21 protein-coding genes are annotated in these 12,455 nt (G+C 42.5%); all 21 read right to left on the minus strand.

Annotated features, from left to right (window positions below; all coding sequences use genetic code 11):
- Window positions 1-10: 10 nt before the first annotated feature.
- On the minus strand, window positions 11-544 hold the full coding sequence (rplF, locus tag PSU72_RS12925) for a 50S ribosomal protein L6 (RefSeq protein WP_300433035.1): 534 nt from the start codon (window positions 542-544) through the stop codon (window positions 11-13).
- Window positions 545-554: 10 nt separating this feature from the next.
- Window positions 555-950 (minus strand): 30S ribosomal protein S8, encoded by a 396-nt coding sequence (rpsH, locus tag PSU72_RS12930; RefSeq protein WP_013147053.1) that lies wholly within the window; start codon window positions 948-950, stop codon window positions 555-557.
- Window positions 951-964: 14 nt separating this feature from the next.
- Window positions 965-1,270, minus strand: a complete 306-nt coding sequence (rpsN, locus tag PSU72_RS12935) for a 30S ribosomal protein S14 (RefSeq protein WP_013147052.1) — start codon at window positions 1,268-1,270, stop codon at window positions 965-967.
- Between the two features lie 3 nt (window positions 1,271-1,273).
- Complete coding sequence (gene rplE, locus PSU72_RS12940) at window positions 1,274-1,813, minus strand: 50S ribosomal protein L5 (RefSeq protein ID WP_013147051.1); 540 nt, start codon at window positions 1,811-1,813, stop codon at window positions 1,274-1,276.
- A gap of 8 nt (window positions 1,814-1,821) precedes the next feature.
- Window positions 1,822-2,139 carry a 50S ribosomal protein L24 gene (gene rplX / locus PSU72_RS12945; protein ID WP_013147050.1) on the minus strand — a complete coding sequence of 106 codons (318 nt, stop codon included), beginning with the start codon at window positions 2,137-2,139 and terminating at the stop codon, window positions 1,822-1,824.
- Window positions 2,140-2,147: 8 nt separating this feature from the next.
- On the minus strand, window positions 2,148-2,516 hold the full coding sequence (rplN, locus tag PSU72_RS12950) for a 50S ribosomal protein L14 (protein ID WP_013147049.1): 369 nt from the start codon (window positions 2,514-2,516) through the stop codon (window positions 2,148-2,150).
- A 225-nt stretch (window positions 2,517-2,741) separates the two neighbouring features.
- Window positions 2,742-2,987 (minus strand): 30S ribosomal protein S17, encoded by a 246-nt coding sequence (rpsQ, locus tag PSU72_RS12955; protein WP_300433037.1) that lies wholly within the window; start codon window positions 2,985-2,987, stop codon window positions 2,742-2,744.
- A 2-nt stretch (window positions 2,988-2,989) separates the two neighbouring features.
- Entirely contained in the window at window positions 2,990-3,184 is a 195-nt protein-coding gene (rpmC, locus tag PSU72_RS12960) for a 50S ribosomal protein L29 (protein ID WP_013147047.1), read from the minus strand.
- A 16-nt stretch (window positions 3,185-3,200) separates the two neighbouring features.
- Window positions 3,201-3,617 carry a 50S ribosomal protein L16 gene (gene rplP / locus PSU72_RS12965; protein ID WP_013147046.1) on the minus strand — a complete coding sequence of 139 codons (417 nt, stop codon included), beginning with the start codon at window positions 3,615-3,617 and terminating at the stop codon, window positions 3,201-3,203.
- Window positions 3,601-4,326, minus strand: a complete 726-nt coding sequence (rpsC, locus tag PSU72_RS12970; protein ID WP_300433039.1) for a 30S ribosomal protein S3 — start codon at window positions 4,324-4,326, stop codon at window positions 3,601-3,603. The genes rplP and rpsC overlap by 17 nt, the downstream gene beginning before the upstream one ends.
- Window positions 4,327-4,335: 9 nt before the next feature.
- A complete protein-coding gene (gene rplV, locus PSU72_RS12975) occupies window positions 4,336-4,665 on the minus strand; it encodes a 50S ribosomal protein L22 (RefSeq protein ID WP_013147044.1) in 330 nt (109 codons plus the stop codon).
- 9 nt (window positions 4,666-4,674) lie between these two features.
- Window positions 4,675-4,950, minus strand: a complete 276-nt coding sequence (gene rpsS, locus PSU72_RS12980; protein ID WP_013147043.1) for a 30S ribosomal protein S19 — start codon at window positions 4,948-4,950, stop codon at window positions 4,675-4,677.
- A gap of 3 nt (window positions 4,951-4,953) precedes the next feature.
- Window positions 4,954-5,787, minus strand: a complete 834-nt coding sequence (gene rplB, locus PSU72_RS12985; RefSeq protein ID WP_013147042.1) for a 50S ribosomal protein L2 — start codon at window positions 5,785-5,787, stop codon at window positions 4,954-4,956.
- Window positions 5,788-5,798: 11 nt separating this feature from the next.
- Entirely contained in the window at window positions 5,799-6,113 is a 315-nt protein-coding gene (gene rplW / locus PSU72_RS12990) for a 50S ribosomal protein L23 (RefSeq protein ID WP_300433040.1), read from the minus strand.
- Complete coding sequence (gene rplD, locus PSU72_RS12995) at window positions 6,110-6,736, minus strand: 50S ribosomal protein L4 (protein WP_013147040.1); 627 nt, start codon at window positions 6,734-6,736, stop codon at window positions 6,110-6,112. Before rplD ends, rplW begins: the two co-directional genes overlap by 4 nt.
- Window positions 6,736-7,395: a 50S ribosomal protein L3 gene (rplC, locus tag PSU72_RS13000; RefSeq protein WP_300433041.1), complete on the minus strand. Its 660-nt coding sequence runs from the start codon at window positions 7,393-7,395 to the stop codon at window positions 6,736-6,738. Before rplC ends, rplD begins: the two co-directional genes overlap by 1 nt.
- 131 nt (window positions 7,396-7,526) lie before the next feature.
- A complete protein-coding gene (gene rpsJ / locus PSU72_RS13005) occupies window positions 7,527-7,835 on the minus strand; it encodes a 30S ribosomal protein S10 (protein ID WP_013147038.1) in 309 nt (102 codons plus the stop codon).
- An 89-nt stretch (window positions 7,836-7,924) separates the two neighbouring features.
- On the minus strand, window positions 7,925-9,115 hold the full coding sequence (gene tuf, locus PSU72_RS13010) for an elongation factor Tu (protein WP_013147026.1): 1,191 nt from the start codon (window positions 9,113-9,115) through the stop codon (window positions 7,925-7,927).
- A 42-nt stretch (window positions 9,116-9,157) separates the two neighbouring features.
- A complete protein-coding gene (gene fusA / locus PSU72_RS13015) occupies window positions 9,158-11,248 on the minus strand; it encodes an elongation factor G (RefSeq protein ID WP_300433042.1) in 2,091 nt (696 codons plus the stop codon).
- Window positions 11,249-11,345: 97 nt separating this feature from the next.
- Window positions 11,346-11,816 carry a 30S ribosomal protein S7 gene (gene rpsG, locus PSU72_RS13020; protein WP_292841752.1) on the minus strand — a complete coding sequence of 157 codons (471 nt, stop codon included), beginning with the start codon at window positions 11,814-11,816 and terminating at the stop codon, window positions 11,346-11,348.
- Between the two features lie 115 nt (window positions 11,817-11,931).
- The gene (gene rpsL / locus PSU72_RS13025) at window positions 11,932-12,318 is read right to left on the minus strand and encodes a 30S ribosomal protein S12 (RefSeq protein ID WP_013147035.1); all 387 of its coding nucleotides are present in this window, start codon (window positions 12,316-12,318) and stop codon (window positions 11,932-11,934) included.
- Window positions 12,319-12,455 lie beyond the last annotated feature (137 nt).

A 12,455-nucleotide genomic window follows, 5' to 3' on the forward strand; every position in this document is an offset into this window, starting at 1 on the left:
TTTTTAAGCCTTATTTCTTTTTGGTTTCTTTAATTGCAACAACTTCATCAGCGTAACGAACACCCTTGCCTTTATATGGCTCCGGAGCGCGGTAAGCACGAATCTGTGCAGCAACCTGGCCAATCACCTGCTTATCAACACCTGTTAACAAAATTTCTGTTGGTGTAGCAGTTGCCACAGTCACGCCAGCTGGCATTTTGTGGTTGATTGGGTGTGAATAACCTAATTCTAAGTTCAATATAGCGCCTTGTGCAGCAGCTTTGTAACCAACGCCAACTAAAGTTAGTTTACGTGTAAAGCCCTCTGAAACACCTTTAACCATATTTGCCACTAAAGCACGCAATGTACCTGACATTGCACGTGAGTGTTGAGCATCGCTTGAAGCTTGAAACGTAATAGTTTCACCTTCGCGCTTTAGCACAACCGCACTTGTTAGCGGATGAGACAATTTACCTAATGGACCGCTAACATCAATTGAATTAGCACTTAATACCACTTCAACTTTAGCTGGAATAGCGACTGGATTTTTAGCAACACGTGACATTTGCTTCTCCTTAAGCCACTACGCACAACACTTCGCCACCGATACCGGCTGCTTGTGCTTTACGATCTGTCATTACACCCTTAGATGTAGACATAATTGTCACACCAAGGCCATTCATTACTTTAGGGATCTCTTGAGACCCTTTATACACACGCAAACCTGGCTTGCTAATACGCTGTATACGCTCAATAACTGGGCGACCAGCATAATATTTCAAGCTAATAGTTAAAGTAGCTTTACCACCTTCAGTTTGCACTGCAAAATCTTCTACATAACCTTCTTCTTTAAGCACGCTAGCAATAGCAGTCTTAACATTTGATGAAGGCATAGCAACAACCGCTTTGTTAACCATTTGCGCATTACGAATACGCGTCAACATGTCGGCAATCGGATCACTCATACTCATAGCTATTCCTCCTATTACCAGCTGGCTTTAGTGACGCCTGGAACGAAGCCAGCCATCATTAAATCGCGTAATTTACTACGCCCAATACCGAATTTACTAAACACACCACGTGGGCGACCAGTTAAAGCACAACGATTACGAAGACGCACTGGGCTTGAGTTGCGTGGAAGCGCTTGGAATTTCATGCGCGCTTCAAGGCGACTTTCTGCAGTAGCAGTAACATCATTCATTGCCGCTTCTAGTGCAGCACGTTTTACAGCGAATTTACTTACAGTTGCGCGACGTTTAATTTCGCGTTCTGTCATACAGGTTTTAGCCATGACTTAACCTCTGAAAGGAAAACTAAACGCAGCAAGCAAAGCTTTTGCTTCTTCATCCGTTTTCGCAGTAGTTGTAATAGTGATATTCATTCCACGAATTGCATCGATTTTATCGTATTCAATTTCAGGGAAAATGATTTGCTCTTTAACACCCATGTTGTAGTTACCACGACCATCAAATGATTTCGCAGAAATACCGCGGAAGTCACGAATACGTGGAATAGCTACAGTAACCAAACGATCCAAGAACTCGTACATGCGCTCGCGGCGTAAAGTTACTTTACAACCTACAGGATAGTCATCACGAATTTTAAATGCAGCCACTGATTTTTTAGCCTTAGTTACAATTGCTTTTTGACCTGCAATTTTTTCCATATCGCCAACAGCGTGTTCCATTACCTTTTTATCTGCAACCGCTTCGCCCACACCCATGTTAAGAGTGATCTTATCGATACGAGGCACTTGCATTACTGAAGTGTAACCAAATTGCTCAGTCATAGATTTAACAACTGAGTCTTTATAAAAATCTTTTAAGCGCGCCATAATTCTTCCTATGCGTCCACTGCTTCGCCATTAGATTTGAATACGCGAATTTTGCGACCATCATCTAATGTTTTGAAGCCTACGCGATCACCTTTTTGGGTCGCACTGTTAAATAAAGCAACGTTAGAAATGTCTAATGGCATTTCTTTAGCAATGATGCCGCCAGCAATACCTTTCATCGGGTTTGCTTTTGCGTGTTTCTTAACTAAATTAAGACCTTCAACAACAACATGACCTGAATCAAGAATACCAATAACTGTACCTTGCTTACCTTTGTCTTTACCGGTATTTAGGATGACTTGATCACCCTTGCGAATTTTGTTCATGTGAGCTCCTACAACACTTCTGGCGCTAATGAAACGATTTTCATGAATTTTTCAGTACGTAATTCACGTGTTACTGGCCCGAATATACGGGTACCAATCGGTTCTAGCTTATTATTTAACAGTACTGCAGCATTGCCATCGAACTTAACCAAAGAGCCGTCTGGACGACGAACACCTTTAGCAGTACGCACAACTACCGCGCTGTAAACTTCGCCTTTTTTTACGCGACCACGTGGTGCAGCATCTTTGATGCTCACTTTGATGATATCGCCTATTCCAGCGTAGCGACGTTTAGAGCCACCTAACACTTTGATGCATTGCACAGAGCGCGCACCAGTGTTATCGGCAACTTCTAGCCGAGATTGCATTTGAATCATGAGAATAATCTCCAACTTAATCCGTTAAAACCAACACCAGCCATTTTTAATTGAAACTTATCTTTCAATTAACACGGCCGATAGACCCGGTCAGTATTGGGGCGAGAGCTTATGACTTATTTTTTACAATAAAGTCGCTCGCCTAAATAGCCAAACATTATAACTTGCATCATCAATTAGTGCAATTACTATTACTAATAATTGCACTAATTAACCTTACTTAAATTAGGCTGCTTTAACAACCCAGTTTTTAGTTTTAGAAAGTGGACGACTTTCAACAATCGTTACAATGTCACCTTCTTTACAGCTGTTAGTCTCATCATGTGCATGAAACTTTTTAGATTGGCGAATAACTTTACCAATCAATGGATGTTTAACTTTACGCTCTACCAACACCGTAACAGTTTTATCCATTTTATCGCTTGTTACGCGGCCAGTTAAGCTACGTACTACTTTTGTCGTTTCAGTCATAATTATGCCTGTTTCGCTTTCTCAGCTAATACAAGCTTCACACGCGCTACATCTTTGCGTACTTTACCTAGCTGATCTACTTTAGATAATTGTTGAGTTGCCACCTGCATACGAAGTGAGAATTGCGCACGGCGCAATTCAATCAACTCTGCATTTAGCTCTTCAACGCTTTTTGCTCTTAAATCGGTTGCTTTCATTTTAGCTTCCTTATCCTTAACTACCGATTTGGCGAGTCATGAATGTCGTTTCAATCGGCAACTTTGCAGCAGCCAAACGGAACGCTTCACGTGCAAGCTCTTCGCTTACTCCGTCCATCTCGTATAACATTTTACCTGGTTGGATTTGAGCAACGTAGTACTCTGTACTACCTTTACCATTACCCATACGTACTTCAGCAGGTTTTTTAGAAATTGGTTGATCTGGGAATATACGAATCCATACACGACCACCACGTTTAATATGGCGAGTCATAACGCGACGAGCAGCTTCAATTTGACGAGCAGTTAAACGGCCGCGGCCTACTGCTTTCAAACCAAAATCACCAAAACTTACTTTATTACCCGTAGTTGCAATGCCTTTGTTACGGCCTTTTTGCATCTTACGATATTTTTGTCTAGACGGTTGTAGCATCTTTAGCCCTCGGCTTTCTTACTTTTTTCTCTGGCTCAGCAGCTGGAGTTGTTGTAGCGCCAATAGGTGCTTGTACATTACCAGCGAAGATTTCACCTTTGAATACCCAAACTTTAATACCGATAATACCGTATGTCGTTGAAGCTTCAGCAACACCGTAATCAATGTCAGCACGGAGTGTATGTAATGGCACACGGCCTTCACGATACCATTCAGTACGAGCAATTTCGATACCGTTTAAACGACCTGAACTCATGATTTTGATACCTTGAGCACCAAGACGCATTGCATTTTGCATTGCACGCTTCATAGCACGACGGAACATCACGCGTTTTTCAAGTTGTTGAGCAATAGATTGCGCAATCAATGTTGCATCAATTTCAGGCTTACGCACTTCTTCAATGTTTAAATGAACTGGAACGCCCATCAAACCTTGTAAAGTTGAGCGCAAAGACTCAATGTCTTCGCCTTTCTTACCGATAACAACACCAGGACGCGCGCTGTAAATAGTGATTTTTGCATTCTTTGCAGGACGCTCAATCAAGATACGGCTAACCGCAGCACTGGCTAATTTTTTATTTAAGAACTCACGTACTTTAATGTCACCTTGCAACATTGCAGGGAAGTTCTTGCTATTGGCATACCAACGTGAGGACCAGTTTTTTTGGACACTCAGACGGAAACCAATTGGATGAATTTTCTGACCCATGATTATCCCTTAGTTACCGACAGTCACATGAATGTGACAGGTTGGTTTAGTAATACGACCAGCGCGACCTTTTGCACGTGGGCGAATACGTTTAAGCACAATACCTTTATCAACATAAATTGAAGTAACTTTCAATTCGTCGATATCGGCGCCGTTGTTATGTTCAGCGTTAGCAATTGCAGATTCAACCACTTTCTTAATGATTTCAGCACCCTTTTTAGGTGTGAAATTAAGAATGTTAAGTGCGTGATCTACTTTCTTGCCACGAACAAGGTCTGCCACCAATCTAGCCTTTTGAGGAGAGAGATGAACACCTTTTAATATTGCAGATACTTGCATCTTCAGCTCCTACTTCTTAGCTTTTTTGTCGGCTGCATGACCTTTGAATGTACGTGTTAACGCAAATTCACCGAGCTTGTGACCTACCATGTTTTCAGAAATCAACACTGGGATGTGTTGCTTACCATTATGAATTGCAATAGTAAGACCGATAAAATCTGGGAAAATTGTAGAGCGACGTGACCAAGTCTTAATTGGTTTACGATCGCGCGCTGCAGCTGCAACTTCTACTTTTTTAGCCAAATGACCATCAATAAATGGACCTTTTTTAAGTGAACGTGCCATAAATTACCTTACGCCTCTCGGACGACGACTAATACGCATATTATCTGTACGCTTACTGCTACGTGTACGATAACCTTTAGTTTTAACACCCCATGGGCTAACTGGATTCATACCTGCAGCTGTACGACCTTCACCACCACCGTGTGGGTGATCTACCGGGTTCATCACCACACCGCGAACGGTTGGGCGAACACCACGCCAGCGCATTGCACCAGCTTTACCGATTGAACGTAGTGAATGCTCTTCATTACCCACTTCACCTAAAGTTGCCATGCAATCAACATGTACGCGGCGAACTTCACCTGAACGTAAACGCAATTGAGCATAAGCACCTTCACGCGCTAGCAATTGTACTGACGTACCTGCTGAACGAGCAATTTGCGCACCTTTACCAGGTTGCAATTCGATACAATGAATTGTGCTACCCACTGGAATGTTACGTAGCGGCATCGCATTACCTACTTTAATAGGCGCTTCAGAACCACTAATTAACTGCATACCAGCACTTACGCCACGAGGAGCAATAATGTAACGACGTTCACCATCCGCATAACAAAGCAAAGCAATGTGTGCCGTACGGTTTGGATCATACTCAATATGTTCCACTGTCGCTGGAATACCAGCTTTATTGCGTAAGAAGTCAATTAAACGATAATGCTGTTTATGACCACCACCTTGGTGACGTACTGTAATACGACCGTTATTGTTACGACCTGCGTTTCTACTTTGACTCTCCAACAGCGGTGCGTGTGGTTTACCTTTATAAAGGTCAGGTGTTACCACCTTTACTACACCACGACGACCCGGGGACGTTGGCTTGACTTTAACTAATGCCATCTCATCTCTCCTTATTCAGCCGCTGCGAAGTTAATTTCTTGGCCTGGTTTCAAGCTTACATAAGCTTTTTTCCAGTCTTTACGCTTGCCCATACTTTTGCCAGCGCGCTTTGTTTTACCACCTACGTTAATCGTAGAAACTTTCTCCACTTCAACTTTGAAAACAAGCTCAACTGCAGCTTTGATTTCCGGTTTAGTTGCATCAGTACGTACGATAAAAGCAATTTGCTGATACTTATCAGCGATGTAAGTTGCTTTCTCAGTGATTTGTGGTGCTAAGATTACTTGCAACAAGCGATCTTGAGTTTTAGTCATAGCGGTCATCATGCTAACATCTCCTCAAGTTTCTTCACCGCAGCAACTGTAGCCACAACATTAGGGAAACGCACTAAACTGACTGGGTCAGCAAATTGTGCTTCAACCACCATGACGTTAATCAGGTTGCGTGAAGATAAATATAAGTTTTCATCAAAGCCATCAGTCAGCACTAATACGCCGCCTTCAAAACCTAGATTTTTAATTTTCTCAGCAAAAGCTTTAGTTTTAGGAGTAGCTACAACAAACTCTTCAACTACATTCAAACGCTCTTGACGTACTAGCTCAGATAAAATCGTTTGCATACCAGCACGGTAAGCTTTACGATTAATTTTATGGCTGAAGTTTTCAAGTGGTGAGCTTGGGAATGCGCGACCGCCTCCACGCCAGATTGGGCTAGACGTCATACCAGCACGTGCGTTCCCCGTTCCTTTTTGTGCGTATGGCTTGTGCGTAGTATGCGCAACATTACCACGACCTTTTTGTGCACGAGTTGCTGTACGGGCATTAGCCATATAAGCAACCACTACTTGATGCACTAAAGCCTCGTTAAATTCACGGCCAAAAGTATCATCAGATACAGTTACGCCAGCTTTAACAGCTTTACCATTCTTATCTTGTAATTTGAGTTCCATTATTTCATCCCCTTCTGAAGCTTAGCTTTAATAGCCGGGCGAACAACAACATCACCGCCTTTAGAACCAGGGATTGCACCTTTAATCAACAATAGGTTACGCTCAGCATCAACACGAACGATTTCTAAGTTCTGTGTAGTAACTTTAGTAGCACCTAAGTGACCAGGCATACGCTTACCAGGGAATACTCGACCCGGATCTTGCGCCATACCAATAGAACCAGGTACGTTATGTGATTTAGAGTTACCGTGAGATGCGCGGTTAGACTTAAAGTGATGGCGCTTAATAGCACCAGCAAAGCCTTTACCTAAAGAAATACCAGTAACGTCAACTATTTGACCCGCTTGGAAAATATCAACTGTGATATTTGCACCTGCAGTGTAATTAGCTAAAACATCACCAGTTACCGGGAATTCATGTATACCAGCGCCTGCAGCAGAACCTGACTTGGCATAATGCCCAGTCAATGCACTGTTGATGCGGCTAGCACGACGTGTACCGTAAGCAACTTGAAGACCAGTATAGCCATCGCTTGCGATCGTCTTGATCTGTGTCACGCGGTTAGGTACAACTTCCAACACGGTTACTGGGATGCTTGCGCCGTCCTCAGTAAACACGCGGGTCATACCCACTTTGCGACCAATAAGCCCTAAGCTCATGATCGTATCCTTATTATTTAGTTAAAAAGCCGATTACAATTGACCGACTTCTGTGAAAGAGGGCGGATTATACCGAACCCTCAATATTTTTACAACCAGTTTATTACAACTACTTTTTACTACTTAAATTCTTACAGCTTGATTTCTACATCCACACCAGCTGGCAAATCTAATTTCATTAATGCATCCACTGTTTTGTCTGTAGGATCAACAATATCCATCAAACGTTGGTGAGTACGAATCTCGAACTGATCACGTGATGTTTTATTAACGTGAGGTGAACGTAAAATATCAAAACGTTCGATACGTGTTGGTAATGGCACTGGACCTTTTACCACAGCGCCAGTACGTTTGGCAGTTTCTACGATTTCTTGAGCTGACTGATCAATCAAACGATAATCAAATGCTTTAAGACGAATACGAATTTTCTGTGTTGACATTATTTACTGCCTTTCTAATTTACTACTTTTCAAAGAGCGAAACGGCAGAGTTCACTCTGCCGTTTGATTAAACCACCTATTTATTACAACTATTCAATAATCTTAGCCACCACACCAGCACCTACAGTACGGCCACCTTCACGAATAGCGAAGCGTAAGCCTTCTTCCATCGCGATTGGTGAGATCAATGTCACTGTGATTGATACGTTATCACCTGGCATGACCATTTCTGTGCCTGCTGGCAATTCTACTGCGCCCGTTACGTCTGTGGTACGGAAGTAGAATTGTGGACGGTAACCTTGGAAGAATGGTGTGTGACGACCACCTTCATCTTTACCTAGCACGTAGATTTCTGCTGTGAATTTTGTGTGTGGTTTGATTGAGCCTGATTTAGCTAATACTTGACCACGTTCGATGTCTTCACGTTTTGTACCACGTAGTAATACACCTACGTTATCACCAGCCATACCTTGGTCTAGTAATTTACGGAACATTTCAACACCAGTACAGGTTGTTTTTACAGTTGGTTTTAAACCAACAATTTCAATTTCTTCACCGACTTTGATGATACCGCGTTCAATACGGCCTGTTACCACAGTACCACGACCAGAGATTGAGAATACGTCTTCAACTGGCATTAGGAATGTACCGTCGATTGCACGTTCTGGCATTGGGATGTAGTTATCTAACGCATCTGCTAGACGGAAGATTGATGGCTCGCCGATTTCTGTTTGGTCGCCTTCTAATGCTGCACGTGCTGAGCCTGTGATGATTGGTGTATCGTCACCCGGGAAGTCGTATTTGCTGAGCAAGTCACGTACTTCCATTTCAACGAGCTCTAATAACTCAGCATCGTCTACTAAGTCTGCTTTGTTTAGGTAAACCACGATATAAGGAACGCCAACTTGACGTGCTAATAGGATGTGTTCACGTGTTTGTGGCATAGGACCATCAGCGGCTGAACATACTAAGATCGCGCCGTCCATTTGTGCTGCGCCGGTGATCATGTTTTTAACATAGTCGGCATGGCCTGGACAGTCTACGTGTGCGTAGTGGCGGTTAGCTGTTTCGTATTCAACGTGGGCTGTGTTAATGGTAATACCACGTGCTTTTTCTTCTGGTGCTGCGTCAATTTGATCGTAGGCTTTTGCTTCGCCACCGAATTTTTTAGACAGGATTGTGGTAATCGCTGCTGTTAGTGTTGTTTTACCATGGTCAACGTGGCCAATTGTGCCTACGTTAACGTGCGGCTTGGTCCGCTCAAATTTACCTTTTGCCATTTAATTTTCCTTTAAATTTAATATATTAAGAATAGTTTTTAATTACTTCTTATTCATAATGGCTTCAGCCACGTTTCTTGGTGCTTCTGTGTAGTGCTTAAATTCCATACTGTAACTTGCACGGCCTTGTGACAATGAACGCACAGTAGTTGAGTAACCAAACATCTCAGCCAACGGCACTTCAGCGCGCAATACTTTACCTGTTGCATTGTCTTCCATACCTTGGATCATACCGCGACGAGATGACAAGTCACCCATGATGTCACCCATGTAATCTTCTGGCGTTTCAACTTCTACAGCCATCATCGGCTCTAGTAAGATTGGATCTGCTTTACGCATACCATCTTTGAAACCGATTGAAGCGGCCATTTTAAAGGCATTTTCGTTCGAGTCAACGTCATGGTATGAACCATCAAACAATGTCACTTTAACGTCTACTACTGGGAAGCCAGCCAAAACACCTGCTGGAATAGTCTCGCGCAAACCTTTTTCCACTGCAGGTATGAACTCGCGCGGAACAGTACCACCTTTAATCGCATCAATAAACTCAAAACCTTTACCTGGCTCGTTTGGCTCCATAATTAACCATACATGGCCATACTGACCTTTACCACCAGATTGCTTAACGAATTTACCCTCAACTTCAACCTTCTTCTTGATCGCTTCACGGTAAGCCACTTGTGGCGCGCCAACGTTTGCTTCAACGTTAAATTCGCGACGCATACGGTCTACTAAAATCTCAAGATGCAACTCACCCATACCAGAAATAATCGTCTGATTAGTTTCTTCGTCAGTTTTAACACGGAAAGATGGATCTTCTTGCGCCAAACGATTTAAAGCAACGCCCATTTTTTCTTGGTCAGCTTTTGTTTTTGGCTCAACAGCAACGTGAATCACTGGCTCAGGGAATATCATGCGCTCTAAAATGATCTCATCATTGATGCTACATAAAGTGTCACCTGTAGTCGCTTCTTTCAAACCAATAGCCGCAGCAATATCACCCGCACGAACTTCAGTTAAAGGCTCACGAGTATTTGCGTGCATTTGCACGATACGACCGATACGTTCTTTTTTACCCTTGATTGGGTTGTATACAGTATCACCAGCGTTAATTACACCAGAGTAAACACGGAAGAAAATCAATTGACCTACAAACGGGTCAGTCATAATTTTAAATGCTAATGCAGAGAATTTCTCATCATCAGAAGCTTTGAGACGAATTTCGTTACCATCACCATCTTCAGCTTTAGTCGGTGGAATGTCTGTCGGAGCTGGCATCAACTCAACAACTTTATCCAACATCGCTTGAACACCTTTGTTTTTGAAAGCTGAACCACAAACCATAGGAACGATTTCAAAGGCAATGGTACGCATACGCAAACCAGTCATGATGTCAGCTTCTGACAAATCACCTTCTTCAAGGTATTTATTCATCAGCTCTTCAGTCGCTTCTGCAGCGGCCTCAACCATGTTTTCACGCCATTTGTCGCAAGTTGCTTTCAAGTCAGCAGGAATGTCACGGTAGTCAAATTTCATACCTTGAGACTCATCATCCCAATAGATAGCTTTCATCTTAATAAGATCAACAACACCTTCGAATTTATCTTCTGCGCCGATTGGCACTTGCAAAGGAATTGGATTTGCTTTTAGACGTGCACGCATTTGATCGTACACTTTAAAGAAGTCTGCACCAGCGCGGTCCATTTTATTAACGAACGCTAAACGTGGCACTTTATATTTATTTGCTTGGCGCCATACAGTTTCAGACTGAGGCTGAACACCACCCACAGCACAATACACCATACAAGCACCATCAAGCACACGCATTGAACGCTCTACTTCAATCGTAAAGTCAACGTGGCCCGGAGTATCAATAATATTAATACGGTGTTGGTCAAATTGACCAGCCATACCTTTCCAGAAGCAAGTAGTTGCTGCTGAAGTAATAGTAATACCGCGCTCCTGCTCTTGCTCCATCCAGTCCATTGTTGCAGCACCATTGTGCACTTCACCAATTTTGTGGTTTACGCCTGTGTAAAACAAGATACGTTCAGTCGTTGTAGTTTTACCTGCATCGATGTGAGCAGAAATACCAATGTTACGATAGCGTTCAATAGGGGTTATACGAGCCACGGCTATTACCTTTACTTAAATATTATTGCTTAAATTCTTAAAGAGCGATGCAAATGACCTAAGCACTTACTTAGGCCAACCAAACAACATTCAAATACTAAAATCTGAAATGTGAGAATGCTTTATTCGCTTCCGCCATACGGTGAACTTCTTCACGTTTTTTCATTGCTGAACCACGACCTTCAGAAGCTTCAGTTAATTCAGCAGCTAAACGCAAGCCCATTGACTTCTCACCACGTTTACGCGCTGCATCACGCATCCAACGCATCGCTAAAGCACTACGACGGTTAGGACGCACCTCAACTGGCACTTGATAGTTAGCACCACCAACGCGACGGCTCTTAACTTCCACTAATGGACGTAAGTTAGTTAACGCAAGGGTAAATACTTCCAAAGCATCTTTACCTGTTTTAGCTGTAATTTGATCAAACGCACCGTATAAAATACGTTCTGCAACAGATTTTTTACCACCTGTCATAAGTACGTTTACAAATTTTGACACTTCTTGGCTACCAAATTTTGGATCTGGCAGGATGTTGCGTTTGGGGACTTCTCTACGTCTTGGCATTATTTTCTCTATTCTATTAAATTAATTTTGCTAGCAAATACATTAGCAAGGCATCTCAGCCGCTTAAATGCATATCTTATGCGCAATACATTACGAACACATTACGCAAAGTAAATTACGCTGCTTTACCCGCTTTAGGACGTTTAGCACCGTATTTAGAACGTGATTGTTTACGATCTTTAACACCAGCCGTATCCAAACTACCACGAACCATATGGTAACGCACACCTGGCAAATCTTTTACACGACCACCACGTAGCAATACCACGCTATGCTCTTGCAAGTTATGGCCTTCACCACCGATGTAACTAATCACTTCGTAGCCATTAGTTAAACGTACTTTTGCAACTTTACGCAAAGCTGAGTTTGGCTTTTTAGGTGTTGTTGTGTAAACACGTGTACAAACGCCACGTTTTTGTGGACATGATTCAAGTGCTGGCACTTTACTTTTTGTGACCACTTTAGCGCGTGGTTTGCGTATTAACTGATTGATGGTTGGCATTGCCTATAACCTCTAATTGATGTCTTCAAATATTACTTTTTAAAATTTTGCAAAACAAATCAGGATAGCAATGTCATCGCTGACAATTTAGCTATCCTGAAAAACCCAACATTCTATTTAGCCTGACTTTTATTGTC

Origin of the sequence: Methylotenera sp., from assembly GCF_029945535.1 — a bacterium.
Classification (GTDB): domain Bacteria; phylum Pseudomonadota; class Gammaproteobacteria; order Burkholderiales; family Methylophilaceae; genus Methylotenera.